Source organism: Methanosphaera sp. A6 (genome assembly GCF_001729395.1).
Classification (GTDB): Archaea; Methanobacteriota; Methanobacteria; order Methanobacteriales; family Methanobacteriaceae; genus Methanosphaera; species Methanosphaera stadtmanae.
In genome coordinates this window covers 1-25,555 of the sequence record NZ_MAIF01000152.1, presented here as the reverse complement: position 1 = coordinate 25,555, position 25,555 = coordinate 1, and the positions used below count along the sequence as shown (strand labels likewise).

At 28.2% G+C, this 25,555-nt stretch carries 30 protein-coding genes and 1 tRNA gene; 5 read left to right on the top strand and 26 right to left on the bottom strand.

Annotation, left to right across the window (positions count from 1 at the left end):
* Positions 1-130: 130 nt before the first annotated feature.
* Genes A9758_RS06480 through A9758_RS06470 form a run of 3 tightly spaced genes read left to right on the top strand, consistent with a single transcriptional unit; the run spans position 131 to position 2,771 of the window.
* Positions 131-1,174 (top strand): FdhA, encoded by a 1,044-nt coding sequence (locus A9758_RS06480; protein ID WP_011406238.1) that lies wholly within the window; start codon positions 131-133, stop codon positions 1,172-1,174.
* Between the two features lie 12 nt (positions 1,175-1,186).
* Positions 1,187-2,344 (top strand): Coenzyme F420 hydrogenase/dehydrogenase, beta subunit C-terminal domain, encoded by a 1,158-nt coding sequence (locus tag A9758_RS06475; protein WP_011406237.1) that lies wholly within the window; start codon positions 1,187-1,189, stop codon positions 2,342-2,344.
* Between the two features lies 1 nt (position 2,345).
* The gene (locus A9758_RS06470; RefSeq protein ID WP_011406236.1) at positions 2,346-2,771 is read left to right on the top strand and encodes a hydrogenase iron-sulfur subunit; all 426 of its coding nucleotides are present in this window, start codon (positions 2,346-2,348) and stop codon (positions 2,769-2,771) included.
* A 28-nt stretch (positions 2,772-2,799) separates the two neighbouring features.
* Here the strand turns inward: A9758_RS06470 and A9758_RS06465 are convergent, their stop codons facing one another.
* From A9758_RS06465 to mvk, 9 genes are all read right to left on the bottom strand, one after another.
* Positions 2,800-3,234: an archease gene (locus A9758_RS06465; protein WP_011406235.1), complete on the bottom strand. Its 435-nt coding sequence runs from the start codon at positions 3,232-3,234 to the stop codon at positions 2,800-2,802.
* A 417-nt stretch (positions 3,235-3,651) separates the two neighbouring features.
* A complete protein-coding gene (locus A9758_RS06460; RefSeq protein WP_011406439.1) occupies positions 3,652-5,289 on the bottom strand; it encodes an ABC transporter substrate-binding protein in 1,638 nt (545 codons plus the stop codon).
* Positions 5,290-5,930: 641 nt separating this feature from the next.
* Entirely contained in the window at positions 5,931-6,437 is a 507-nt protein-coding gene (locus A9758_RS06455; protein WP_011406440.1) for a ferritin, read from the bottom strand.
* 111 nt (positions 6,438-6,548) lie between these two features.
* Positions 6,549-7,226, bottom strand: a complete 678-nt coding sequence (locus A9758_RS06450) for a hypothetical protein (RefSeq protein ID WP_011406441.1) — start codon at positions 7,224-7,226, stop codon at positions 6,549-6,551.
* Between the two features lie 91 nt (positions 7,227-7,317).
* Positions 7,318-8,301 (bottom strand): short chain isoprenyl diphosphate synthase IdsA, encoded by a 984-nt coding sequence (idsA, locus tag A9758_RS06445; RefSeq protein ID WP_011406442.1) that lies wholly within the window; start codon positions 8,299-8,301, stop codon positions 7,318-7,320.
* A 5-nt stretch (positions 8,302-8,306) separates the two neighbouring features.
* Positions 8,307-9,650 (bottom strand): RNase J family beta-CASP ribonuclease, encoded by a 1,344-nt coding sequence (locus A9758_RS06440; RefSeq protein ID WP_011406443.1) that lies wholly within the window; start codon positions 9,648-9,650, stop codon positions 8,307-8,309.
* Between the two features lies 1 nt (position 9,651).
* Positions 9,652-10,701: a type 2 isopentenyl-diphosphate Delta-isomerase gene (fni, locus tag A9758_RS06435; RefSeq protein WP_011406444.1), complete on the bottom strand. Its 1,050-nt coding sequence runs from the start codon at positions 10,699-10,701 to the stop codon at positions 9,652-9,654.
* 33 nt (positions 10,702-10,734) lie between these two features.
* Positions 10,735-11,523: an isopentenyl phosphate kinase gene (locus A9758_RS06430; RefSeq protein WP_011406445.1), complete on the bottom strand. Its 789-nt coding sequence runs from the start codon at positions 11,521-11,523 to the stop codon at positions 10,735-10,737.
* Positions 11,524-11,547: 24 nt separating this feature from the next.
* Entirely contained in the window at positions 11,548-12,516 is a 969-nt protein-coding gene (mvk, locus tag A9758_RS06425) for a mevalonate kinase (protein ID WP_011406446.1), read from the bottom strand.
* Between the two features lie 479 nt (positions 12,517-12,995).
* Here mvk and A9758_RS06420 point away from each other — a divergent pair, with 479 nt between their 5' ends.
* Positions 12,996-13,847 (top strand): MEMO1 family protein, encoded by an 852-nt coding sequence (locus A9758_RS06420; protein ID WP_011406447.1) that lies wholly within the window; start codon positions 12,996-12,998, stop codon positions 13,845-13,847.
* Between the two features lie 84 nt (positions 13,848-13,931).
* Here A9758_RS06420 and rpsB read toward each other — a convergent pair whose 3' ends face one another.
* The 14 genes from rpsB to A9758_RS06350 form a co-directional block, all read right to left on the bottom strand.
* Entirely contained in the window at positions 13,932-14,528 is a 597-nt protein-coding gene (gene rpsB, locus A9758_RS06415) for a 30S ribosomal protein S2 (RefSeq protein ID WP_011406448.1), read from the bottom strand.
* A gap of 60 nt (positions 14,529-14,588) precedes the next feature.
* Positions 14,589-14,774, bottom strand: a complete 186-nt coding sequence (locus A9758_RS06410) for a 4Fe-4S binding protein (RefSeq protein ID WP_011406449.1) — start codon at positions 14,772-14,774, stop codon at positions 14,589-14,591.
* A gap of 12 nt (positions 14,775-14,786) precedes the next feature.
* Positions 14,787-16,031 carry a phosphopyruvate hydratase gene (gene eno, locus A9758_RS06405; RefSeq protein WP_011406450.1) on the bottom strand — a complete coding sequence of 415 codons (1,245 nt, stop codon included), beginning with the start codon at positions 16,029-16,031 and terminating at the stop codon, positions 14,787-14,789.
* A 126-nt stretch (positions 16,032-16,157) separates the two neighbouring features.
* Positions 16,158-16,349, bottom strand: a complete 192-nt coding sequence (locus A9758_RS06400) for a DNA-directed RNA polymerase subunit K (RefSeq protein WP_011406451.1) — start codon at positions 16,347-16,349, stop codon at positions 16,158-16,160.
* Between the two features lie 156 nt (positions 16,350-16,505).
* Complete coding sequence (locus A9758_RS06395; RefSeq protein ID WP_011406452.1) at positions 16,506-16,673, bottom strand: DNA-directed RNA polymerase subunit N; 168 nt, start codon at positions 16,671-16,673, stop codon at positions 16,506-16,508.
* A gap of 6 nt (positions 16,674-16,679) precedes the next feature.
* Positions 16,680-17,081 (bottom strand): 30S ribosomal protein S9, encoded by a 402-nt coding sequence (locus tag A9758_RS06390; RefSeq protein WP_011406453.1) that lies wholly within the window; start codon positions 17,079-17,081, stop codon positions 16,680-16,682.
* Positions 17,082-17,104: 23 nt separating this feature from the next.
* The gene (locus tag A9758_RS06385) at positions 17,105-17,533 is read right to left on the bottom strand and encodes a 50S ribosomal protein L13 (RefSeq protein WP_011406454.1); all 429 of its coding nucleotides are present in this window, start codon (positions 17,531-17,533) and stop codon (positions 17,105-17,107) included.
* 9 nt (positions 17,534-17,542) lie between these two features.
* Positions 17,543-17,902 (bottom strand): 50S ribosomal protein L18e, encoded by a 360-nt coding sequence (locus tag A9758_RS06380; RefSeq protein WP_011406455.1) that lies wholly within the window; start codon positions 17,900-17,902, stop codon positions 17,543-17,545.
* Between the two features lie 5 nt (positions 17,903-17,907).
* Complete coding sequence (locus tag A9758_RS06375; RefSeq protein ID WP_011406456.1) at positions 17,908-18,720, bottom strand: DNA-directed RNA polymerase subunit D; 813 nt, start codon at positions 18,718-18,720, stop codon at positions 17,908-17,910.
* Between the two features lie 21 nt (positions 18,721-18,741).
* Positions 18,742-19,134: a 30S ribosomal protein S11 gene (locus A9758_RS06370; protein WP_011406457.1), complete on the bottom strand. Its 393-nt coding sequence runs from the start codon at positions 19,132-19,134 to the stop codon at positions 18,742-18,744.
* Between the two features lie 41 nt (positions 19,135-19,175).
* On the bottom strand, positions 19,176-19,724 hold the full coding sequence (locus A9758_RS06365) for a 30S ribosomal protein S4 (protein WP_011406458.1): 549 nt from the start codon (positions 19,722-19,724) through the stop codon (positions 19,176-19,178).
* A 71-nt stretch (positions 19,725-19,795) separates the two neighbouring features.
* The gene (locus A9758_RS06360) at positions 19,796-20,257 is read right to left on the bottom strand and encodes a 30S ribosomal protein S13 (protein WP_011406459.1); all 462 of its coding nucleotides are present in this window, start codon (positions 20,255-20,257) and stop codon (positions 19,796-19,798) included.
* A gap of 299 nt (positions 20,258-20,556) precedes the next feature.
* Positions 20,557-20,640, bottom strand: a tRNA-Ser gene (locus A9758_RS06355).
* 377 nt (positions 20,641-21,017) lie between these two features.
* Entirely contained in the window at positions 21,018-21,983 is a 966-nt protein-coding gene (locus A9758_RS06350) for an RNA-guided pseudouridylation complex pseudouridine synthase subunit Cbf5 (protein ID WP_011406460.1), read from the bottom strand.
* Between the two features lie 186 nt (positions 21,984-22,169).
* On the opposite strand from A9758_RS06350, the gene A9758_RS06345 reads away from it, so the two are divergent.
* Positions 22,170-23,381 (top strand): NAD(P)/FAD-dependent oxidoreductase, encoded by a 1,212-nt coding sequence (locus A9758_RS06345; RefSeq protein ID WP_011406461.1) that lies wholly within the window; start codon positions 22,170-22,172, stop codon positions 23,379-23,381.
* Between the two features lie 178 nt (positions 23,382-23,559).
* Here A9758_RS06345 and A9758_RS06340 read toward each other — a convergent pair whose 3' ends face one another.
* The 3 genes from A9758_RS06340 to A9758_RS06330 all read right to left on the bottom strand — a co-directional run bounded on the left by A9758_RS06340 (position 23,560) and on the right by A9758_RS06330 (position 25,481).
* Positions 23,560-24,339: a FlxA-like family protein gene (locus A9758_RS06340; RefSeq protein WP_011406462.1), complete on the bottom strand. Its 780-nt coding sequence runs from the start codon at positions 24,337-24,339 to the stop codon at positions 23,560-23,562.
* Between the two features lie 633 nt (positions 24,340-24,972).
* Complete coding sequence (locus A9758_RS06335; protein WP_011406463.1) at positions 24,973-25,164, bottom strand: hypothetical protein; 192 nt, start codon at positions 25,162-25,164, stop codon at positions 24,973-24,975.
* Between the two features lie 14 nt (positions 25,165-25,178).
* Positions 25,179-25,481 carry a hypothetical protein gene (locus A9758_RS06330; protein WP_069776347.1) on the bottom strand — a complete coding sequence of 101 codons (303 nt, stop codon included), beginning with the start codon at positions 25,479-25,481 and terminating at the stop codon, positions 25,179-25,181.
* Between the last annotated feature and the right edge of the window lie 74 nt (positions 25,482-25,555).

Genomic DNA, 25,555 nt, shown 5'->3' with positions numbered 1-25,555 from the left:
GTATTACTCCTTTATATATAATTTATATTATATTTATAATGATTAATCATTATTAATACTTAGAAATTAAAACATTCACAAGAAAATAAAAAGAAATTTGAATTTACAATTTTAACATGTTGGTGATTTTATGTTAAAAATAAAACATACTATTTGCCCCACATGCAGTGTAGGCTGTGGTTTAAATATTATAAGTAAAAATAAAAAAATAGTAGGTATTAACTCATACAAAGACCATTCAATAAATGAAGGTCGTAATTGTAATAATTGTACTGATAATATAAACCTATTTATAAATAATAAAATCAAGCAAAGTACAGATTATACTAATTTGATAGATAATGTAACTAAAATATTAAAAGATAATAAAGATGTTACTATCCTCACCTCTGGAAAAACAGATAATGTTGATTTAGATAGATTAATGGAATTTACAAAAAAACATGACTATACACTATTGGCATATGAAAATAATTTCAATAAAACAGATGCCAATATAATTGCATCTTATGATGATATAAGTAATGCTAATTATATAATCACAATTGGAGATATATATAGAGAAAATGCATTGATTGGTCGTAGAATCATCCATGCCAAGAAAAACAACTGTTATACTATCAATATAAATAAAACAAAAAATTTAACAGGATATAATAGTGATAAATTCATTAAAATCAATTCATATGATGAGATACCATCAATATTAGAACATGAAAAAATAGATGAGAACGCTATTTTAATAATCAATAAAATCGATTCAACAGATAATTATAATAAGATTATTGAATATGTAGAAAATAATAAATTAAAAATTCTACCATTACCTAAATATCCAAATAGTTACTCTGTACTTCATCATGTAAAATCAACATCAATCAACGAGATTATATCTAAAATAAATGATTCTGATGTTATTATTTTTACTGATATCAATTTAACTAATTTTATGAAAAATGATATTTTTAATAACAAAATTATAATTTCATTTGATACACTAAATACCACCAATGAGAGTAGTTTTCAAATACCAGTAAAGGCATGGTATGAAAAGAATGGTTCATTTACAAATAGTATGGGTATAACACAGAGATTTAATGATACTATCTGTGATAATGATAATCAATTAAAAACAATAGCCCAAGTAATTGATGAAATTGATGGTAAATTATAGTTGGTGATTATAATGAAATATTTACAAGTTAGAGCAAAAGATCCTAAAATCATTGAAAAGGGTGAAAATGGTGGTGCTGTTACAACAATCTTAAAATCATTACTTGATTCAAAGAAAGTTGATGGTGTTTTAAATATATCAAAGGGTAATAATCTTTACGATGGAATACCTACCTATACTACTGATTCTAGTAAATTAATTGATACTGCAGGTTCACTACATTGTGCTCCTACCATGATTTCAGACATTATTGCAAGATACCTGAAAGAAGAAATAATTGCAGTAACTACAAAGCCATGTGATGCAATGGCAATAGATGAGATTATTAAAAGAGTTGGAATTGACAGGGACAATGTATATATGATTGGATTAAATTGTGGTGGAACAGTACGTCCTGCAGTAGCTGAAGAAATGATTAGATTATTCTATGAATTGGATCCTGAAGATATTGTTTCTGAGGAGATAAATAAGGGTAAATTTATTGTAGAACTTAAAGATGGAAGTGAAAAATCAATTAAGATGGATGACCTTGAAGATGAAGGTTATGGTAGACGAGAAAATTGTCAAAGATGTGAATTAAAAATTCCACGAAAAGCAGATATTGCCTGTGGAAATTGGGGTTCATCAAAAGGTTATACATTTGTTGAAATAAACACTCCACGTGGAGAAGAAATAGTTCAATATGCAATTGATAATGAATATATTGAAGTAAAAAAACCATCAGAAAAACAGTTAGTTATACGTTCTAAAATTGAACAAGTTATGAAGAAAATGGCAAAAAGAACACAGAAAAAATATTTAGAAACTGAATTTACAAAAGAAGAAAAAGAAGATATTCTAAATAGATGTATAAAATGTTTTAGATGTAGAGATGTTTGTCCTGTTTGTAATTGTGTTACATGTTCCATGGAAAAGGAGGAATTTAAAGAACATCCATCCCAAAAACCTGATCCATTATTAATGCATGGAATACGTCTAGGACATATGGCTTTTAGTTGTATTAATTGTGGTCAATGTGATGATGCTTGTCCTATGGAAATACCTGTATCTAGATTATTCCAGAATGTACAATTAAAATACACCAAAGATACTGGATATGTTTCTGGTGTATCAGAAAATAAACCTCCAATGTATAGTGGAGAAAAAGAAAAAATTATTGAGGGTGAATAATATGGATGATATGAAGATCATTGGATTTTGTTGTAACTGGTGTAGTTATGGTGGAGCTGATAATGCTGGAACTTGTAGAATGCAGTATCCTCCAAATATTCGTATAATTAGGGTGATGTGTTCTGGAAGAATAAATCCTGACATGATTTTTAAGGCATTTCATGAAGGTGCAGATGGTGTTTTTGTTGGTGGATGTCATATAGGTGATTGTCATTATAATTCTGGTAATTATAAATGGAGAAGAAGAGCTCGTCTAATTAGATTTATATTAGATGAATTAGGTATTGATCAAAGAAGATTTAAATATGAATGGGTATCAGCTTCTGAAGGATCTAAGTTTCAAATTCTTATGAAAGAATTTAATGAAGAATTAAAGAAACTTAAAAAAGAATCATTAGATACAAATTCAGAGATTATTGAAACATGATATTAAATTCTTCTTTTTTTTTATTTTTTTATAAATCTACAATAAATTGTATATTATATATATTATCTTCATTTGTAATTTTCATTTGATGATATGTAATGGCCTTTACTTCTGTTTTATAATTATATATATTTCTATCATAGATGTCTCCAAGGATTTGTCCATCTATTACTATTGTATTTTCATATTTTGATATTTTAATATTGTATTTTGATACTATGAAATTTTCACTATCTAATAAAATGAGTAATTCTGTAATCCAATCATATAGTAATCCATATTCATCTTCAGATTCTATATGTATCTTCTTTGTTATTTTGGGTTTTATTTTTTCAATATCTGTTATTATATTTAGTGTTGCTAGTGCTGCATTTATATATGCATCTGTCATATTTTCTGTTTGAATTTCTATTCCTATATCTGCTGTTGTCTCAAAGTATTTAAAATTTCTATTCTCTTTCATAATAATATTATATTGTCTTAAATTAATTATCTTTTATTCATTGTTAAATATTAAACCTTTATAAATGCCTATTATGAATCCTATGATTATAATCCAGATTATTAAATTTATAAGTATGAAAGTTGTTGAAAGAAACATAGATTATCACTTTTTTTCATGTTTAAATTTTCTACTTAGACTATTATATTTTTTCTTACTTTTTTTTAAACAGCTTTTATATGTTTAAAACTAGTAGTTATCATGACCCCTCTTATTACTTATCAATTCCCCTGAGAATACTTATCAATACCCCCTCCTAATTACTTATCAATACCCCTTATTACTTATCAACTACCCTAAGATGTCCTTTTTTTTATTTAAATAAAAATATTGTTTATTCAATATAACTATTGAATAAAATTCTCACTTTTTTCTAAATTAGCTTGTTGTATTATTAGAAGTAGTTTCATTTGAAACAGTTGTATTATTTTCATTATGTTTCCAATCATAAATATTACCTAAGAAATCACCACCATGAGGATAAATCTTCTGAGTATTTGGAGATATATCTACTCTATCACTGACAAATAATAGGAAAGGTTTTGTTGCAAGAGGTATGTATGGATTGTCCTTTTTAGCAAGTTTATCTACTTCCTTCCAACTATCATAAGAACTATTTAATTCAATATTCATGGCATTTTCCATTAATTTATCTACTTGTGGATTATTATAACCAGGTACATTATTCCATCCTTTTCCAGCTAAACTAGAACTATAATATTGATATAACATGTAAGGATCTAAATCTCCACCAGAAAATACAAAAGGTTCTGAGGATTTGATGTTTCTTATTTCACTCCATTGTTTTGATTGTGGTATTATTTCTATACCAAAATCTTTTGCTTGTTGTGATACAGAAAGTGCTATTATTTGATCATCTTGATCATTTGATCCATAATTTAAATTAAAAGAAGCTTTTTTACCATCTTTTTCAACAATTCCATCTCCATCACTATCTACCCAACCATTACTAGCTAAAATTTCTTTTGCTTGAGTTATATCACCATCAGATAAGCTACTATTTAGTGACCATGGTAATGATGATGAAACCACATCATATAAAGGATCTGCAAGGCCATTATATGCTCCTTGTGATATATTTGTACGGTTAATACCAATCATTAATGCTTCTCTAATTGCAGAGTCTGATGTTATGTCATTTCCTATATATGATTTACCATCTACAGTTTTTTCTTCTGTATTATTCATTACTGGTAATGAAAGATATCGTCCATCTATAGAATGCATTATTTGTGTATGCATACCATCTATTGTACTGTTTAAATAGGTAACAGGTACTTCTACAACATCTATTTCACCATTTTTTGCAGCAACAAATGCTGTTTCAGCATCTAAATATACATTGGTTATTTTTCGATAGTATGGTTTTTTTCCATAATAATCCTCATTTCTTTCAAATATTACTTGTTGACCTTTATCCCATTGTTTTAATTTATAGGGTCCAGAACCTATAGGATTTTCACCATATGTTATATTATTATATGAATCAGAGGGTACAATACCCACATGTGCTAATTTATTAATAAATGTTGAATCTGGTCTATTTAATGTAAATTGTATTGTTGTATCATTAACTTTTTGAGCATTATCTAAACTTTCTAAGTTTGTTGTTTCTCCAGATTCTTTTGCTTTATTATATGTAAATACTACATCTTCAGCTGTTAATGGACTTTCATCTGTAAATTTTATTCCTTCACGAATATTAACAGTATATGTTTTTAAATCATCAGATATATTATAACTTGTTGCTAAATCATTAATCAAAGTAGCATTAGAATCATATTTAAATAATGTACTTTGTATTAATGGATCATCACGTTTACCCCAACCTGTCATTGGATTAAATCCACTTTCAGGTTCACCACCATGTGCTGCTATACATACAACCAATTCATCATTAGGACGATTTTGAGAGTTATTGTTTGTAATAACTACCATTATTGCACTTATAATGATAATTACAGCTATAATTGTAATTATATATTTATTTTCCATTTTTTTTCATCTTCTTTTTTATTTTTTTCCATGTTTAATTATTAGAAGTTTGTATTGTGTATTACTATTAGCTTATTGTACAAGAAAAAAGTAATACTTTTTTTATAACTTGTAATAATTAGTAATGATTTAATATTACAATAATATTTAAATGTTACTATTTTTAATAAAAGTAATACGTACATACAGCTACTATCAAAAAAAAGTAATACAAAAAAATTTCTTTCAAAAAAAAAGTAGTTGATTTAAAACCTAGATTATCTATAAAAGCTGTTAGTCCCTTGATTTAAGGTTATACTAATTTAGAACTATACTCTTTTTATTTTTTTAATATTGTTAAAAATAGTTTTTTATAATAATACTTGTGTTTATTTTATATAAAAAAATACATAAATATACACTAAAATCATTCAAAAAAGAGATATTTATATGTGTATTTATTATAAACCAATCTAATAAATATGACAAAAATAGCTACAACAGTTAAGTTAACAATGATCTATCACGGCTAAATGTATTATTATACAAAAACATCACTAAATATTTAATAATTATAAACATAATTAACAATAAAATCTTTTTAAAAAACACTAAAAACAGACACATTCCATATTCTCAAAAATAAATAAAAGAAGAAATAATTATTCTTCTTCTGTTTGGTTAGTTAATTGTCCATACTCTTTATCTAATAAGTATAGTAATTGTGGTGATTCAAGTGCCATTTTAACTTTTCTTAAGTCTTCATGTGCCAGTTCTTCTTCCTCTACTTGTTCTTCTACAAACCATAATAAGAATTGATTTGTTGCATGGTCTTTGATTTTTATACTTAAATCTACAAGATCATGTATAAGTGATGTTACAAGTTCTTCATGTTCTAATATTTCTTCATATACTTCAACAGTATTTTTCCATTCTCTTTTTGGAGTATCTATTGCTTGTAATACTACACTTCCTCCTTTACGTAGGATATAATCATAGAATTTCATTGCATGATCAAGTTCTTCTTGAGCATGTACACGTAGAGCATTACCAAATCCTGGTAAGTCCTTATCTTCAAAATATGTTGCCATGGATAAATATAAGTATCCTGAAGCCATTTCAGCATTTAATTGATCATTTAGAGCTTTTTCCATTTTTTTATCTAACATTTTATTTTCTCCATAAATATTTTACAATTTTTATATATAATTTAGTCTTTTAAATAGATTACCCTATAATATGAAAATTCAAAACACACAAATAAGTACTATAGGTAAGCTTTACCCTAATATATCCACTATTTTTTTCATTAAAGTGTATGTTTTATTTGTTGAATCATCTTTTGTTATATTCTCTGGTATTTCATATACAAGTGTTGGATATCCTGACTGTGCTAATGGTTTTGATACTAGTACTGCTGATGTACTGTTATATGTTTCATTTCCTGTTTTTGGAAAATAATTAAAATCTATGTTTCCATCACGTATTTTTTGGGCAAGAGTTACTGAAGCTTCATCCATTTCTGGTGTTGCAACATAAAATCCCTCTCCATATCCCTCAATATGGGAATGACTAATTATTACCACATTTGCATCTGTTTTATTAATATCTGGTACAACATATTTTGATACTAGATATTCACCATTATGTCTACTATTTTTATAGTCATTTGCATCCTTTGTAACTTTAACATCATAATTTATCACATTCACATGTAAATCTGAGGCTATTTTTTGACAAGCTTCTTTTTCAGGCTCAATTGCTAGTGTTTCCCTTGGATGTATTCCTGTTATTACTACAATAGTTATATTTGATGCGGGATTTAAATAAGTGGTTTTTGACACATACCCCACATCATCTGATGCTATTTTAGTAGTAGTACCATTAAATGTAGATAATATGAATCCTATTATGAGTAGTACTAGAATTATAATAAGAATTTTTTTATATGATTTCATATGTATCTAGTCATATATTTATTAGGGAGTTTTAAAATAATTTACAGTTTAAAAAAAGAAGAAATATGTAGGAGGTGATTATTTAATTTAATTAGGATTTTCTTGTAAATACAAAATCTGCTAATTTAAATAATGCATCTTTTGCATCAGAATCAGGTAGTATGGAAAGTGCTTGTTTTGATTCTATTACACAATCATATGCTTTACTTCTTGCATAATTAATTGCACCATATTTTTCTAGTATTTCCATTGCTTCTGGAATGATACTTTCATCATTTGCTTCAAGTAATTCTACTAATCTATCATGATCTTCTTTATTTGCTTTTTCAAGTGCATAAACAACCATGAGTGTTTTTTTACCCTCTACTAAGTCACTACCAACAGGTTTTCCTATTGATTCATCACCAGTAAGATCTATGTAATCATCTTGAATTTGGAATGCAAGACCTATTTGTTTTCCATAAGTTCTTAATGCTTGTATTTCATTTGAAGATGCTCCACCCATTATTGCACCTATTGTTGTGGAAGCTGTTATTAAGTCTCCTGTTTTTTTATAAATCATATTCATGTATTCATCTTTTGTTACATTAAATGTGTCTTCAAATGCCATATCTAGTGCTTGTCCTTCACAAATATTTATACATGAATTTGTAAGTACTTGTAGTGCATCAACTACTCTTTCATATGCAATATTATCTTCTGCTGATTGTGAGAGTAATTCAAATGATTTTGCAAATAATGAATCTCCTGCAAGTATTGCTAATGGTTCACCCCATACTTTATGTACTGCTGGTTTTCCCCTTCTAGTATCATCATTATCCATGATATCATCATGTATAAGACTAAATGTATGTGTTAATTCTATGGCTGCTGCTGCTTTTAGAGCTTTTTCTGGTTTTCCACCTACAGCTTGACAACTGAGGAGTGTTAGTGCTGGTCTGAATTTTTTTCCTCCAGCTTTAATTAAATATTCAGAAGATTCATATAAGCTTTCAGGTTCTAATTTACTTAATGAATCATCAATTACTACATCTATTTCTTCTGCATATGCTTTTAATATTTCCATTACATCCATTATAATCACCTATTAAATACTTGTGCTTGTCCATTTCTTAGTATATGAACATCGTTTCCTAATTTATATCCTTCTTCTTCTGCTAATTCTACAAATGCTGCAAGGTGACTTAAATCACCGTGTGCAGGTATTAAATGTTGTGGTTGTAGCATTCTTATAAATTCTCTCATATCTTCAGGTCCTGCATGTCCTGATACATGTACATTATTATATATTCTTGCTCCTCTTTCTTTAAGTCTTCTGTCAAGTAAATCCCTATTTGCAAGATTTATTGGATTTGGTATTGTTGAAGCTGAAAATACTACGTTATCTCCAGGTTTAATTTCAAAGTTTGTTTTGTTATTTGCTATTCTTGGTAACAATGCATCAGGTTCTCCTTGATGTCCTGTTACAAGTAACATATACTTTGATCTGTGATCATTTGCTCTTGCTAATGCTTTATTTATGGATTTTGAATTTCCATATACACTTACATTACGTGGTAAGTTTAATATTCCCATTGATTCTGCAAGGGAACAGTATCTTTCCATTGAACGACCTAGAATCATGATTTTTCTTCTACTTCTTTCTGCTATTTTTGTAATAGCTTGTATTCTTTCAATATGACTTGAGAATGTTGTTACTATAAGACCTTTTCTCTCTTCAAGTGGACCTTTTAGTACATCTTTTAGAAGATCTCTTGTTATTTTTTCTGAGTGTGTTTTACTTTGTTGTTTTTCTTTAATATTTGTTGTATCCATTATTGCAACTTTCACACCTTTCTTACCTAATTCCCTGAATCTTCTATAATCTGGTGGTGGTGATACCATCTGATGATTATCAAATTTAAAGTCGTTTGCATAGATTATTGCACCTTCTGGTGTGTGTAATGCTGCAGTTATTGTTTGAGGTATACTATGGGTTGTTCTTACAAATTCTAGTGTTAAATTTGGTGAAATTTGTATTTTTTCTCCAGGATTAACTGATTTTAAAGGATTATTTACCTTAAATTTACGTTCTCCTTTGATTGTTTTTTCAATTAATGCTAGTGTATATGGTGTTGCAATAATTGGTGCTTCATATCTATGTGCTAGTTTTGCTATTGCACCAATATGATCAAGGTGTCCATGAGTACATACTATTGCTCTTACCTTTCCATCTACTTCCCTCATTAATGTATCATCAGGAATTACTCCCCTTTCTATTAAATCCAAGCTGTGCATTCTTGATATGTCTGTATCTTCATGAATATGTAACCTATCTAAGTGTATACCCATATCAAATATTACTACATCATCATTAACTTTTATTGCTGTCATGTTTTTTCCAATTTCTTCGTATCCACCTACAGCGATAACTTCTATTGTCAAATTATATCCTCCTAGCATATTTTTTTGTGTCTATATCTAATTCATTTAATATTTCTCTTGTTTTTCCAGTTATTATAAGCCTTTTTTGTTTTAATTCTTCAATATTTGAAGCACCTACAAGAAACATAGCTGTTTTTAGTTCATGTGTAAATTGATTTATTTTTTCTTCAACATAGTTATGTCCAAGATAGGCATGTTTTAGAAATGGTAATGCCATACCTACACATTCACTTCCAAGTGCTATTGCTTTTGCTGCTTCTAGTCCATTACGAATTCCACCTGAAGAAATTACTGGTATTTTTGTTGATTCCAATACTTCCACTGTACTTACTGCTGTAGTTATTCCCCAGTCCCAGAATAGATTTCCTAAATCTGGATTTTCTGCCCTGTATGTTTCTACTGCAGCCCAGCTTGTACCACCAACACCTTGAATATCTATTGCATCAACTCCTATTTTTTCAAGGATCTTTGCATCTTCCATTCCTATTCCTGCACCAGTTTCTTTTGCTATTATTGGAATGTTTGTATTTGAGCATATGGCTTTTATATCTTCAACATATCCTTTTGCATCAACATCCCCTTCTGGTTGTATAATTTCCTGTAATGGATTTAGATGTATTGCTAAAGCATCAGTATTTAGCATTTCTATAGCTTTTGGAGCATATTCTACTTGTGGAGCTCCAATATTTCCAATAATTAAAGCATGAGGTGCATTATCACGAACTACTGTGAATGTATCAGTTAATTCTGGATTTGTTATTCCAGCTCTTTGACTTCCAACACCCATCCCTATATTGGTATTTTCTGTTGCTATTGCTAATTTTTCATTTATTTTTTTACTTGATGGATGTCCACCAGTTATTGCAGAAATTATTAGTGGTGAAGATAATTTTTTACCAAAAAGTTCTATTGAAGTGTCAATTTCTTCATAATTTACCTCTGGTAGAGATGTATGAACTAGTTGTATATCTTCAAAACCTGTTGTAATATGATGTTCAATGTCTTTGTTTTTACATATTTCAAGATGTTCTAATTTTCTATCAGATATCATCATATTAACCTCCCTTAAATCAAGTTAATGATTTTATTTTATAATTGTACCTTTAACTTTTTGTCCTGATACTGCAAGTTTTATATTTCCAGGAGTTTCAGCATTTATTATATGAGATTCTATACCATCCTCTGCTAAGTCTAGTAATTCTCGTATTTTACCTGCCATTCCCCCAGTTACATCGGCTTGATTTTCATTTTCTGTTAAAAGTAAATCTGTATCTTTTGTAACTATATCTATTAACTTTGCATCTGGATTTGTCTTTGGATTATCTGTATATATTCCATCCACATCTGATGATAGTATTACACGATTAGCTTTTAATTTCTTAGCTAGATATGTAATTATCTGATCTCCAGATAATATAGCGTATTTAAAATATTCATTTTGATCTAGTACTGCATCACCATATAGTACTGGTACAAATCCATTGTCAATATATTTTTGAATGAGTTTTGTATCACATACACAGATTCGTTTTTGGTTTGTTTCTATAAATGATGAAGGTTTTATTCCTATTGCTGGAACTCCTTTTTCATGTAGTTTTTCACAAATTATGTAGTTTAATAGTTGTACTGATGCTTGTGTTCTACATACTCCTTCTAATTTATAGAGGTGATCGTTTACATTAGATATTACATCACCTATTCCAAATTTCTTTGCATATATATGTCCATATGATCCTGCTCCATGTACTATTACCATGTCATCATTATATGCAGATACTTCTTGTGCTATACGATCTAAGTTAACTTCATCTATAGTAGGTTCTTGTGCATCTTTTTTTGTTATTGCACTTCCACCTATTTTTAGTATTATCATATAAATACCCTTTCTTTTTTTGTTTTAATTAATAATTTCAGCACTAACTCCAGTATCAGATTGTACACATTTAAATGTAGCATAATCCTTACGTAATTGTTTATATATTTCATCGGAATTTTCTGGAGTGTATGCAATAATACATCCACCACCACCACTTCCTGTTAATTTAGAACCTTTTGCTCCATATTCACGTGCTTTATATACCATGTCTGATAATTCAGTAGTGTTAACACCAATAGCATCAAGTAATCCTTGATTAATATTCATTAAGTCTCCTATTAATTCAGAATTACCTTTTTCAAGTGCTACTTTTGCATCAATTGCTATTTGTTCCATTGCTTTAAAAATATTTCCTACAATTGTTGGATATTTCTCATATTTTAATCGTACTGATTCAACTAATTTTCCAGTATTACCACTGATTTCACAGTTAGAAACTATTAATGGTAGTTTCATATTAAAATCAATTCTATTTAATTTAGAGTTTTCATCAATAAATATTATTCCACCATATGTACTCATAGATGTGTCAATTGGACTTGCAGCTCCCTGAATTTTAATTTCTATTTCACGAGCTGTTTGTGCTATTGTTTTTTTATCTATTTGTTTATTTACATATAAAGAAACTGCCTTTAATGTTGATACTGTTACTGCTGCTGATGATCCAAGTCCTGCTCCTAAATACATTTTAATATCTACTGTTAAGTCAAATCCTTTTTCAAATTCAAATAAGTTAATAACTTCATATATATAATCAGTAATCATCTTCTTTTGACTGTCTATTTTATAGTTAAGTTTTTTATTAACAAGTTGTGATTTTTTATAATAATCAATTAAGTCAAGTTTTACTGTTATGTTATCATCATTACGTGGAATTAACTCTACATTAACTCCCCTATCTATTGCAACAGCTATTGCAGGCTTTTTATATACAACAGTATGTTCACCAAATAATATTATTTTTCCTGGTGCAAATGCCTTAATTTTCATTATTATTCCTCCACAATATTAGTAGGTTTGTATAATTAGAATTTAGGTAGAAAATTATGAAAATAAATATTTAAATAATATTTTTTCATTATAAATAGAAAAATAGTTGTGAATATAAACTATTAGAATTAGAATTTTCTATTATAAAAAAATTTTCATACACCATTTAAATTAAGTTCTAAATTAATTAGAGCATTCCATATAATACTCTAAAATAAATCTAGAATTATTTAATCTAATTATAATTATTTATCAATTAAAAAAATAAAAGATAAATACCCCTTTTGATTCTCAAGTATAAAAAACCATTTATACATATAACACTTTATTTAAATTTTAAAAAAGTTATGCTATTTCTTTAGCTTATGAGAATTTGTCATTTAATATATATCTAAAAACTATATAATAAAGCTTACCATAATTTTATTAAAAAAAAAGTAATAACATTAAATAAGAAAAAAATGGAAGTGAAAAATATTATGATAAGAAAACCTTCTGTAGCAGGATTATTTTATGAGTCAAACAAGTCTCTTCTTGAAGAAAATATTAAAAATATATTCAATAAAACAGGACAAAACATACCCACTACACCTTCTAATACATATAAAACAAAAGCTGCCATAGTACCTCATGCTGGATATATCTATTCTGGTAAAACTGCCAGTTATGCATATGGTGATATTGCAAGAAGTGGTATTTGTGATACTGTTGTTATTATTGGACCAAATCATACAGGTTATGGTGATGATATATCACTTACAACAAGTAACACTTGGCAAACACCCATAGGGGATGTTTGTGTTGATAGTGAATTTAATAATGAATTAGAAAAAATAAATTCAAACATCACATTTAGTCCTGAAGCACATATAAAAGAACATTCCATTGAAGTTGAATTACCATTTCTACAGTACATCTCAAATATTCAAAAGAAGTCATTTAAAATAGTTCCAATTGTAATTACAAGACAACAAAAGAATTTCTGTGTAGAATTAGCACATAGTATTTATGATGTTTCAAAGAAATTAAATCGTAATATCATGGTTGTTGCAAGTACTGATTTGACTCATTATGAAAATGCTACTAGTGCTAAGAATAAGGATGAAAAAATATTAAAATCAATTGAAAATATGGATATTGATTCATTATTAAATAACATAAATAAATACAACATTACAATGTGTGGATATGGGCCAACAATAACTGCCATTATCTATTCAAAACTAGTAAATGCTAATAGGTCAATTATATTAAATTATAGTAATAGTGGTGAGGTTTATAATGATTATGAATCTGTAGTAGGATATGCCTCAGCAGTAATAAAAAAATAGTTTCTAAAATATGTCTTTTGATAGTAAAAAAAAGAGTCTCTAAAAAAATAATAGAAGATATGATTCTTCTATTACCCAACAAATTTATATTTTTAATTCAAAGTCTGTTGGTTCTAAATCAAATTCTTCATCAGAAGATAATATTCCTCTTTCTCTTAATATTTGTCTAGCAAGTAACCAATATACAAGAGCAATAGCTTTTCTTCCTTTGTTATTTACTGGAATAACAACATCAACATTACATAATAAGTTTTCTGTATCACATAATGCAACTACAGGAATACCATTTTGTTTTGCTTCAATTACAGCTTGAGAATCTGATCTTGGGTCTGTTACAACTAATATTTTTGGTTCAATAAATTTAGCATATTGTGGATTTGTTAAGGTACCTGGTATGAATCTACCTGGTATTGTTTTTGTACCTGTAACTTCACCAAATTTTTTAACAGGTGATTGACCATATTGTCTTGTAGATACTACAAGAATATCATCAGGTTCATATTTAGATAATAATTTAGCAGCTACAATTATTTTATCATTACTACTTTTTACATCTAAAACATGAAGACCATCTGCTCTTACTCTGTAAATATATTTTTCCATATCTTTAGTTTTTTGTTGAGTACCTATATGTAAACCTGCTGCAAGGTACTTATCTAATGGTATTAATAATTCTGACATTTTATTTTCCTCATTTTATTATTATATTAATTTAAAATTTTCTTTCAAGTCTTATGATAATTAATATTCAATACTTATAGCATTATTTGGACATACATCAACACATACTTGACATCCACAACAATTGTCTAATTTTTTAATAATTAATACATCATCCACAGTGTCAAATACATTCATGGGACATATATCTAAACAATCTAAACAATCAATTCCCCTACAATCTTCGTAGTTAATATTAATAATCATAGATAACTCCGATTATAAATCAGCCATTGAAGGATTTAATAATTCTTCTTCAATTCTAACTAATTCATTAAGTTTAGCAATTCTTTCTCCACCAGCTGCTCCTGTTTTTATAATAGGTGCATTGAATGCTACAGCTAAGTGTGCAATTGTTTCATCGGTTGTTTCTCCAGATCTATGTGATACAACTGGTACATATTTATTAGCTTTTGCTAATTTTATAGTATTATATGTATCTGTTAAAGTACCTATTTGATTTGGTTTTATAATTAAGGAATTACCTGCATGAGCTTCAATACCTTTAGCTAATATTTCAGCATTAGTTACAAATAGGTCATCTCCACAAATTAAACAATCTTTTCCAGATTTGCTAGTTAATTCAGCAAATGCTTCAAAATCATTTTCTTGAATTGGATCTTCTACATAGAAGAATTTATATGTATCAATTAAGTCTGCGATGTAATCAATTTGTTCTTCAACAGTTCTTGAAGTACCTTCACGTTCATATACATATTTTTGTTCTTTTTCATTCCAGAATTCACTAGAAGCAACATCTAATCCAGGTTTTACAAGTACGCCTGTTTCATCACTAACTTCTTCACAGGAAGTAAATTGAATTTCAAGAGCTTCTTCATTTGTAAGGTTAGGTGCCCATCCACCTTCATCTCCCTTACCACCAGTAAAGGTTTTATCTTTTTCCTGAATTTTAGCTTTGATTCTTCTGTGAACATTAATATTTGTTGTTATTGCTTCTGTTATATTTGATGCACCAACAGGAATTACAAGGAATTCTTGAATATCTGGTGCATTAGTTCCTGCATGAGCTCCACCATTAATCATGTTTCCAAGAGGGAATGGTATTTGTGTAGGCATTATTCCTCCTAAAAACTTGTATAAAGGAAGATTATAACTTGATGCTGCTGCTTTTGCAGTTGCCATAGATACTGCTACTGCTGTATTTCCACCAATTGTTGAGAAATTATCAGTTCCATCAATTTCTTTTAATACATTATCAATTTCCCTAATATCTTCTGCTTCCATTCCAATGATTTCAGATGAAATTAAATCTTCAACATCAGTTATTACTTGGTCTACTCCACCATCAGGAAATGATGTTACTTCGTTGATTCCTGTACTAGCTCCACTAGGTGCTGCTGCTCTTCCGAATCCATTCCATGTTAAAACATCTGCTTCAACAGTTGGATTTCCTCTACTATCTATAATTTTTCTTAAACGTACGTCTTCGATTACACTATCCATAAAAAAACACCTCTTTTTTAAATGTAGAAATAGTTGCTTGATTAAAGGGCTATGTTTTTATTTCTTATAAGTGTATAAATAAGAAAGTTTTCTATTACTTAGAGATTAAAAATAAATAAGAGAAATTTAATCTACATATTCATCTTTAACTACTGCATCTAATGGAATTACACCTTCTTCATATTCCTTTATAGCTATTTTAATTGGATCTTGGTCTGGTGTAAATTCTACCAAAGGATTTGCACCCATTGAAATTTGTAAAGCTCTTGAACCAATTAATCTAGCTCTTTCAAATCGTGTATTATTTCTAGATTGCATATAATTAAATGCTCCTTTTATAGTATATTATTTTTATCCTATTCAACAACTTAACTAAAAGTATCCTCACTACCCAAAGGTAAAAAGGAGAGGAGTCCCTATCTAATGGAGTTTAATACTCTATATTAGCTCCTTATTTAGTTTAATAAATATTCATTACCATACATCAACGTGTGATATGAACATTCTTCTACAACAATATTTTGTAATTCCTAAATCATCAAGAACATCATTTGGATTTTCTCCAGCCTTAGTTCTTTTTTCGAATTCATCAAAACTTGCTGAAATAACTTTTCCACACGTAAAACATCTTACGAGTAACATAAAAATTTACCTGTAACTTTTTTGTTTTCTTGCTCTTGCACCTGGTCCACCGAATTTTTTAGATTCTGAACGACGTGGATCTCCTACTAACATTGTTCTGTCGTATTGTACATATCTATCTTTAAGATTCATATCACCAGTGTATTCTACTAAACCTTTAGCAATAACCATACGTGCTGCTTCAGCTTGACCCATAATTCCTCCACCAACAACTCTTACATTGATATCTACAGAATTTACTATATCTCCTGCTAATTCTAATGGTTCAAATATTTTTAATCTTGCTAATTCAGGTTCGTATAATTCAACTGGTTTACGATTTACTTTAACTCTTCCAGTACCTTCTTTAACTGTACCTCTAGCAATTGCAGTTTTTCTTTTCCCACTAGTGTGTACTACTTTACTCATATTTTACACTACCTTGAATTTATTTAAAATTTAGCACCTAATAATTTTGATACTGTACCTAATTCCATACTTTTTGTTATGTTTTTAGGTTGTGCTTGTTCTACTTCAACTACTTCTTGTCCTTCTAATTCTTTAGGAATACCTACATTAACTTTTAAGTTTTTGTAAGCAGCTCTTCCATGAGCTTTTCTGTATGGAATCATTCCTCTTACTGTTCTTCTGAATATATCATCTGGTCTACGTGGATATTTTGGACCTAAATCTCTTGGGTTTGAGATACTTGCCCTATCTACTCGTTGTTTGTACTTTGCATAGATAAAGTCTTTATTACCAGATATAATAATTTTTTCAGCGTTAATGATAGTAATTTCTTCTCCATCTAAGAGTCTTTTACTAACTGTACTTGCAAGTCTTCCTAGTACAAGTCCTTCTCCATCGATAATTGTTACCATTCTATTCACCTACTTTATTATTTTAACATTGGATCCTTTTGGATTTTCAGCCATTAGATCTTTGATTGTTAGGCATTTTCCACCTGCAGCTTCTATTTTATTTTCTGCTTCTTTTGAAAATTTAAATGCAGCTACAGTTACGTTATGTGTTATGTTTCCTTCACCTAAAACTTTTCCAGGTACAAGTATAGTTTCATCATCAGCAGTACATTCATCTATATGGTAAACATTTACTTCTTTGTTTTTTCTATTAGCTCTTTTAAGATCGTTAGCAACAGCTTTCCATATAGGAGCATTTTCTGCAGATGCTTGTTTAGTGAGGGATTTTATTAAGTTTATTGTGTTTGGGTTAGTTTTTGATAATTTCATTTTTCCTATTCCTCCTCATTCACAAAATTTATGATATTATCTGCTTTTTCTGATAGTATATCACAAGCTATTGTTAGAACATCAAATGGTTTTAGTGATCCATCTGTTTCAATTTTAAAGATGTATTTTGATTCTTCAAAATCTACTACTATTGCATTATCATCCTTTTCTGATAATCTTTGACAGGTTCTACATGTAGAACAATTTTCAATATTCCCTACTACTAATGTATCATCTTCTATTTGTAATACATTTCTTGGACATTCTTCAACATATTCTTCTAAGTCATTGACTTTTTCAGTGTCAATTTCTATTTTTGGATAGTATTTATATCCACATGTTGTTGTTGCCTGCCATTTTGCATGCTCAGATCCTAATCCAAGTTCTGCTATAGCTTCTAATTCTACTTCTTCGCCTTCACGAAGTCTTACTATTGGTATTGTATCATAAACTGGTTTTACAGCTGGGTCGTCTGATTTAAGATCTTTTGAATATACTATTTTAGAATCATTACCTTCTTCACATTTTTCTTTTAAAAGAAATGAAACTCTACAATGTTGACAACCAGACTCACAATCACATTCTGATGGCATTACATATGAATCCAAATCAGTTACTATTGGAATTAATCCTAATCTATGAGCTAACACTTCATCAAACATTTTTGCATCGTTTTTATAAATGTTTACATCTTCAATTGCCAATGTAGGAATTTCTACAAGACATATTCGTCTAATTGTGTTTATGAATGTATCATCTACACCTTCAACTACGAATACAGCTCTTTCATCATCCTTTTCTCTAATTTCTATATTCATATTATGACCCTTTTAAAATACTTATACTCTTCTACCTCTTTTACCACCAGGTCTACCAGTACCATCATGAGGTATAGGAGTTACATCTTCAATTTTACCAATTTTTATACCAGCTCTTGCTAATGCTCTTATTGTTGCTTGAGCACCAGGTCCTGGTGTTCTTGGACCATTTCCACCAGAAGCTCGTACTTTAATATGGAGTCCAGCGATTCCTTTTTCTTTTATATCATCAGCTACTCTGTTAGCTGCTTCCATTGCTGCAAATGGTGATGATTCTTGTCTGTCAGATCTTACTACTTTACCACCAGACCATTGTGTTATAGTTTCAGCACCAGTTATATCAGTAACAGTTATAATAGTGTTGTTAAAAGATGAGTAAACGTGAGCTACACCCCATTTATCTTTTTCTGCCATTATATCACCTTTAATTAATTATTGTTATTATTTTATTAGATTTATTCTTCATCTTTAGGTTCTTCTTCTGCTGCTACTTCTTCAGTTTCTTGTGTTTCAAATTGTTTTGCAACTGATGAACCTGGATAGAAATCAATATTTTCTTCATCTGCTTTTTCTACTAAGTGTCCTGGTGCATTAATTTTTTTACCATTTAAGGTAATGTGACCATGTACAACAAAGAGTCTTGCTTCTTTAGCAGTGTGACTTAAACCTCTTTTAAATACTAAACTTTGTAATCTTCTTCTTAATATGTCTTCTACATTAAGATCTAATACTTCTTCAAGTTTAGCATTAGGTGATATGAAACCTGCTCTTACGAGATGATCTAATAATTCTTTTTCTTTATCTGCTCTTTCATCTATATCCATACCTAATATAATACGAGCATCTCTTCGGTATCTTTTTACTCTAGATTCAGCTTTCCAAATTTCTTTTTTGTTTTTTAATCCATATTTGTTAGCTAATCTGTTTTCTTCTTTGATACGATCTGCATTCCAAGGGTGGGATGGTGTATCATATTGTTTTCGTGGTTTTTTTGGATGTCCCATAATCAAATCTCCTTCATATTTTTATATTAAAAAAAAATGTTTTCTATTTCTTGATTAACTTAGTAATTTACTTAATTACCAGTAGGTCTTGTTCTACTTACACCAACAGAAGATCCATGTCTAAATGTTGATTTAGTTCTTTGACCACGTACAGGAAGACCAACTTCGTGTCTTTTACCTTTGTAACTTCTAATCATTTTCATTCTGTTTAAATCATCACGTAATGTCATGTTTAAGTCAGATTCTATTAAATGTTTAGTTTCACCTGTTTCATAATCGTTTCTTCTGTTTAAGAACCATTCAGGGATTCCAAATTCTTGAGGATTTTCAAGAACAGCTTCTATTTGTTTTACAGACTCATCATCAATGTAACCTATTTGAGCATCTTGATCTAAGTCTAATACTTTACATATAGCTATAGCAAAAGCTTTACCTATTCCTCTAATTTCAGTTAAAGCTGTAGCTATGGTACTATTTCCGTCAACGTCTTTACGAGTTATACGAACCATATGTCTAAATTCTTGTTCAGCCATGCTAATTCTCCGTTTTAATTAAATTATATTTAAAAAAAATATCTAGATTATTCTAATGTGTGTTGAAGTAATTTTTTTTATAAGAAAAAAATAAGCTTTGAATTTTATAATTAAATTAAAGATGAAATAATCTGAAAGTTTATTTATTATATGTGTTAATCATATTCAGAAATAATCTAGTTAAAACAGTACTCTGTTTTATTTTTTGATTAAAATAATAAATAATATTGAATAAAAAAAAGTGATTTTTTTAATGAAATTTCAGATTATCAATTTTTGTTCTATAAAATAATTATAAGCGCCGAGACTGGGATTTGAACCCAGGAGGAGATCACTCCACAAGATTTCCAGTCTTGCGCCTTACCAAGCTAGACTATCTCGGCATTTGTTCTTATTATTATTTTATTAAAACAAATGTTTTTTTATATAATCATATTTTGTTATTCTCAATACATACTCTCCAAATAGACAACACTTTTTTATTACCTATAGAGAGATACATTATATTATTTCTAGAGAATTTTTTTTAGAGAGAACATTCTCTATATAATTTCATTAATTTATTTTACATAGCCAAAGCTAATCTATGTAAACTACATGACAATTATTATTTTTTTTATTAAATAATAATTTTAAATATTGACCTCGCCCCTAATCTCTAAATTAAAGGTTCTACAGTTAATAAAAAAATTTTAAATTTTTCTAATTGAAGAATAATCATATTAAAAATAATATTTATTATTATTTTTCACCTATGTTATTACTTCCACATCTTAGGATATGTGTTTGGTAGTATAAATACTTTTTGGATATCCACTATAATTTTAGTATCAGAATTTATAATATCATTTGTAGAATACATACAAGTACCAATAGCAAGTAACTCTTCTTTAAGTGTCATTACTGCTACTGTATTGTTTTCATGAATTTGATTATCAAGTTTTACAACACCACTACTTGCAAGATTTGCACCATGACATATAGAATCTACTGCTGTATCTTTAACATATATCTTTTTAACATACTTTGTTGTATGTTCCATTGGCTGAATTAACTTTCGAAGAAGTGTTTCATCACCATCTTCCTTATAGAAATAGTATGCATCTGTAACATCTTGTAATGTTGTTAGAGTATCATCTTCTAGAAAACTTCCAGCCATAGTTCTTCTTAATTCTGCCATGTGTGCTCCACAACCTAGTGCTTCTCCAATATCATGACAGTACTTACGAATATATGTACCAGACTGACATGTTATTCTAAATAGTACATCTTGATTATCCCTAATTTCTAAAAGTTTTACTTCATAAATTGTACGTACACGTAACTCTCTTTTCACTGCTGATTTAACTGGAGGTATTTGATATATCTTACCAGTAAATTCATCAAGAATAGATATAATATCCTCTTCATCCACAGGTTTATGTAATCTCATAAGACATACATATTCCTTTGGTGATAATAATAGAAGTGATAATGATTTAGTTGCAGTATTTAATGCTACAGGTAAAACACCTGTTACCTTAGGATCGAGTGTCCCACCATGACCAGTTTTATCAACATGCATAATATCTTTTAACCATACATCAACCTCATGTGAGGTAGGACCTGAAGGTTTATCAATGTTAATAATTCCCTTATTAATATGTTCCTCTATTGTTCTATTTCTTGGATGACATCCATAATCATAGTTAACTTCCACATCACATTTATATTCATATTCAGTCATGATAATCAAAATCCCATTATACAAAAAAATATAATTCTATATTATATATTAGTATAGTAATATCTTATAATTCTTTATAATATAAAAATAAGTCTACATTATTATAATTAGTAATATTTTTCTATAAAAAAGATATAATATATAATAAATAAAAAAAATATACTAAGAAAAAAATCGTGATTTATTATGCTAAAAACAGATGTAGTAGTTATTGGAGCAGGTCCTGCAGGATCTATGGCAGCAAAACATGCAGCACTAGGAGGGGCAAATGTAGTTTTAATAGACAAGAAATCAGAAATTGGAACTCCAAAAAGATGTGCAGAAGGTGTGTATGATGAAGGATTTAAATGGCTAAATATAGAACCTGATGAAAGATGGATAGCACAGCGTATATATGGTGCAACACTACACTCACCAGATGGAAATAGTTTTACAGTAACATCAGAAGATGTACCAGTACAAGGATTTATACTAGAGAGAAAAGTATTTGATAAACACATGGCAATGGATGCAGCACGTGCTGGTGCAAAGATAATGATAAAAACATTAGTAACTGATATTAAAAGAAATGAAAATGGATTCATACTATCATGTGATTCAATTGAAGGCACAATTGAAGTAGAAGCAAAAATAGCAATCTGTGCAGATGGACCAGAATCAATAATGGCAAAAAAATTAGGAATTAATTCAACAACACCACAAAACATGATGTCCTGTGCACAATTTGAAATGTGTAATGTAGATTATAATGATGATGAAAAAATAGAATTCTACCTAGGACAAGATGTTGCTCTTAAAGGATATGCATGGATATTTCCAAAGGGAAATGGTGTTGCAAATGTAGGTCTTGGAGTTACAGGCAATACTGATAAAACAGCATATGAATATATAATGGATTTTATAGAAAAATGTCCTGCCACAAAGAATGCTCAACCAATAGAAATGAATATAGGTGGAGATCCTATAAATGGACTTATTGAAAAAATATACGATGATAATCTATTAATATGTGGAGATGCTGCAGGTCAAGTAAATCCAATAGAAGGAGGAGGAATTATTGAAGGAATGCTTGGTGGTATGGCTGCTGGAGATGTGGCAGCAAAGGCTATTAAAGAAGAAAATTATTCAAAAGAAAGACTTCATGAATACTATGAAAAATACAGTGAACTTTCATTTAATTTAATAGAAACACTACCTGCTGCAAGAGATATTGTTTATTCATTTACTGATGATGAATATAATAAAATAATAAGTGTAGCAAATACTATAGATTTAAAAAATATATCAAAACGTGATGTATTAAAAGTAGTATTTAAACTTCCACCAACACTAACAACAAAATTAATTAAATTACTTAAAATTGTATTTCCAAAACAAATGAAAAGTATATTGTTTTAGGTTATGTTTTTAATAAACATCACCTATAATCTTATCTTTAAGTTAATAGGAAGTATGAGTTTTACATATTATTTTATAAATATGTTGTTTTAATAAAATTCTTAAATAATAAAATACACAATGTATCTAATATTAGTGATATTTTAATAAAAAAAAGTAGTTTAAAAAATAGTAGTTACTATTTCTCACCATTATATGGATTTAATTCTCGTACCTCTTTAGGATATTTTTTCAGCATACGATCCATTAGAGACATACTCTGTATTTGACCTACAAGAAACATGAACTTATTTTTCTCATCATGAAGTCCATTTAAGTCCCTTTGAAGTTTGTTACTTACTTCAACTGAATGTTTATAATCATTACGACTTGTGGTAATTTCCTTTTTCTGTCTTGTATTTTCACTTTCTAATCTATCTATAGATGTGTTAAGATTATCTATTTGTTGTTGTAATTGTTTTATGGTTTTTTCATAATTAGCATTACCAGTATCAAGAATTTTATTTTCCTTTTCTAGGTTACTTATCTGTTTTTTAAGGTTAGTTATTTCATTATTATAATCCTTGTTTTCATGGGATGTTTTCTCATATCTTGCTTCCATATCTTCATGATTTGTTTGGATACTTATGAGTTTTTCAGATAAGATTTTATTTTCATGTTCTAGTTGTTGTAATTGTTCCTTTGATTTGTTATCATTGTCTTGAATTGAATTTTTATAGTCATTTAATTCTTGTTGAATATTTTTATTATCTTCAATTAATGACTTATTTTCCATAAGTAGTCTGTTATATTCCTTTGGATTTATATCTGATATATTATCGTTAGTATAATCTTTAGCAAATTGTTCAATAGTTGGACCTATATGTCCCTTGGATGTTCCATGTTCTGATTCTAATTTTTGAAGAAATGCACTCCAACCTTCTTCATCTTTAACTCTTATTGTAACAGTTTTTGCCATTTTTATCAACTAAAAAAAAAACATTTTTTTTTATTCTATAAATATCCAATATGATCCATTAAATAAAATAGTATGTTCATATAATCATCTATTATTTTTATAATTGGTCATGTTATGGATTTCTTACTAAAATATTATATATCTTAATTTATTTAAAGATTGTGTTACATTGTTTTATATGTTTTACGTGTTAAAATAGTCTATAATAGCTTATTAGATGTTTTTGGTATTTTCATGTTTTACATTGTTTTACATGTAAATCATATGTTTTATATAATAATTAATCTGAAACTAATAATTACTCTAAAAATGAATTTATTGTTTTATATTGTTTTACATTAATTTTCTTTATTTTATGCATATAAATGATTTTAAAGGATATTTCATTTACAGTATAAAACAATTGTTTTACATTGTTTTACATATAAATCATTGATAAAACATGATAATTATTGTTTTGTAAATAATCACTAGAAAACACATACCTATGTTTTATATTGTTTTACATTAAAATAGCTTTATTTATGTATATACTCATAGATAAAGCTGTTTAAAAATATAGTATAAAACAATTGTTTTACATGTTTTATATATAAAACATTGAAAAAAACAATAAAAAAAATAAGAAGTTAATTATATATACATACTACCTAATCCTAGCATACCAGGAAAACCCATACCGCCACTTAAACTACTTCCAAGAATTATATAGCATATGATATGTAACACACCTATACTATATAACCAGAGTAGTATTATTATTTCAAGTATAATAAATAGTATAATGGATATTAATGAAGTAAGTAATATTTGTTTTATTGACATAGATACTCCTAAAGTTATTTATATTCTATGATATGTGAAAGACATTTATATTCTCTTTTATGAAAATCAGTGAAATCATCACCTTTATATAGATTAAAGTACTTTTTTGTTGTGTCTGATATATACTTTCGTGACTCAAATATAACTAGTTTTCCTAAACAATAGTTTTCAATTACAATATCATAACAATCTAGTTTTGGAACATAACATAGACTATAAATTAAATAATCAGATTTTAGTATTGTTTGTTCAAATAAAACATCTTCAGTTTCATATAGTGTTTTAATATCATCTATACCTACTTCTTGTTTATGCATAAAAAATACAATCATCAAAAAATAATCATTAATAAGAAAATTAATTCTTTAAAAAAAATGTTTCTACCTAATTT

Bases quoted from the DNA above. Each gene is read 5' to 3' on its own strand.
- A9758_RS06480 (WP_011406238.1), top strand. From the start codon at position 131: ATGTTAAAAATAAAACATACTATTTGCCCCACATGCAGTGTAGGCTGT.
- A9758_RS06475 (WP_011406237.1), top strand. From the start codon at position 1,187: ATGAAATATTTACAAGTTAGAGCAAAAGATCCTAAAATCATTGAAAAG.
- A9758_RS06470 (WP_011406236.1), top strand. From the start codon at position 2,346: ATGGATGATATGAAGATCATTGGATTTTGTTGTAACTGGTGTAGTTAT.
- A9758_RS06465 (WP_011406235.1), bottom strand. From the start codon at position 3,234: ATGAAAGAGAATAGAAATTTTAAATACTTTGAGACAACAGCAGATATA.
- A9758_RS06460 (WP_011406439.1), bottom strand. From the start codon at position 5,289: ATGGAAAATAAATATATAATTACAATTATAGCTGTAATTATCATTATA.
- A9758_RS06455 (WP_011406440.1), bottom strand. From the start codon at position 6,437: ATGTTAGATAAAAAAATGGAAAAAGCTCTAAATGATCAATTAAATGCT.
- A9758_RS06450 (WP_011406441.1), bottom strand. From the start codon at position 7,226: ATGAAATCATATAAAAAAATTCTTATTATAATTCTAGTACTACTCATA.
- idsA (WP_011406442.1), bottom strand. From the start codon at position 8,301: ATGGATGTAATGGAAATATTAAAAGCATATGCAGAAGAAATAGATGTA.
- fni (WP_011406444.1), bottom strand. From the start codon at position 10,701: ATGATATCTGATAGAAAATTAGAACATCTTGAAATATGTAAAAACAAA.
- A9758_RS06430 (WP_011406445.1), bottom strand. From the start codon at position 11,523: ATGATAATACTAAAAATAGGTGGAAGTGCAATAACAAAAAAAGATGCA.
- mvk (WP_011406446.1), bottom strand. From the start codon at position 12,516: ATGAAAATTAAGGCATTTGCACCAGGAAAAATAATATTATTTGGTGAA.
- A9758_RS06420 (WP_011406447.1), top strand. From the start codon at position 12,996: ATGATAAGAAAACCTTCTGTAGCAGGATTATTTTATGAGTCAAACAAG.
- rpsB (WP_011406448.1), bottom strand. From the start codon at position 14,528: ATGTCAGAATTATTAATACCATTAGATAAGTACCTTGCAGCAGGTTTA.
- A9758_RS06410 (WP_011406449.1), bottom strand. From the start codon at position 14,774: ATGATTATTAATATTAACTACGAAGATTGTAGGGGAATTGATTGTTTA.
- eno (WP_011406450.1), bottom strand. From the start codon at position 16,031: ATGGATAGTGTAATCGAAGACGTACGTTTAAGAAAAATTATAGATAGT.
- A9758_RS06400 (WP_011406451.1), bottom strand. From the start codon at position 16,349: ATGCAATCTAGAAATAATACACGATTTGAAAGAGCTAGATTAATTGGT.
- A9758_RS06395 (WP_011406452.1), bottom strand. From the start codon at position 16,673: ATGTTACTCGTAAGATGTTTTACGTGTGGAAAAGTTATTTCAGCAAGT.
- A9758_RS06390 (WP_011406453.1), bottom strand. From the start codon at position 17,081: ATGAGTAAAGTAGTACACACTAGTGGGAAAAGAAAAACTGCAATTGCT.
- A9758_RS06385 (WP_011406454.1), bottom strand. From the start codon at position 17,533: ATGGTAACAATTATCGATGGAGAAGGACTTGTACTAGGAAGACTTGCA.
- A9758_RS06380 (WP_011406455.1), bottom strand. From the start codon at position 17,902: ATGAAATTATCAAAAACTAACCCAAACACAATAAACTTAATAAAATCC.
- A9758_RS06375 (WP_011406456.1), bottom strand. From the start codon at position 18,720: ATGAATATAGAAATTAGAGAAAAGGATGATGAAAGAGCTGTATTCGTA.
- A9758_RS06370 (WP_011406457.1), bottom strand. From the start codon at position 19,134: ATGGCAGAAAAAGATAAATGGGGTGTAGCTCACGTTTACTCATCTTTT.
- A9758_RS06365 (WP_011406458.1), bottom strand. From the start codon at position 19,724: ATGGGACATCCAAAAAAACCACGAAAACAATATGATACACCATCCCAC.
- A9758_RS06360 (WP_011406459.1), bottom strand. From the start codon at position 20,257: ATGGCTGAACAAGAATTTAGACATATGGTTCGTATAACTCGTAAAGAC.
- A9758_RS06350 (WP_011406460.1), bottom strand. From the start codon at position 21,983: ATGACTGAATATGAATATAAATGTGATGTGGAAGTTAACTATGATTAT.
- A9758_RS06345 (WP_011406461.1), top strand. From the start codon at position 22,170: ATGCTAAAAACAGATGTAGTAGTTATTGGAGCAGGTCCTGCAGGATCT.
- A9758_RS06340 (WP_011406462.1), bottom strand. From the start codon at position 24,339: ATGGCAAAAACTGTTACAATAAGAGTTAAAGATGAAGAAGGTTGGAGT.
- A9758_RS06335 (WP_011406463.1), bottom strand. From the start codon at position 25,164: ATGTCAATAAAACAAATATTACTTACTTCATTAATATCCATTATACTA.
- A9758_RS06330 (WP_069776347.1), bottom strand. From the start codon at position 25,481: ATGCATAAACAAGAAGTAGGTATAGATGATATTAAAACACTATATGAA.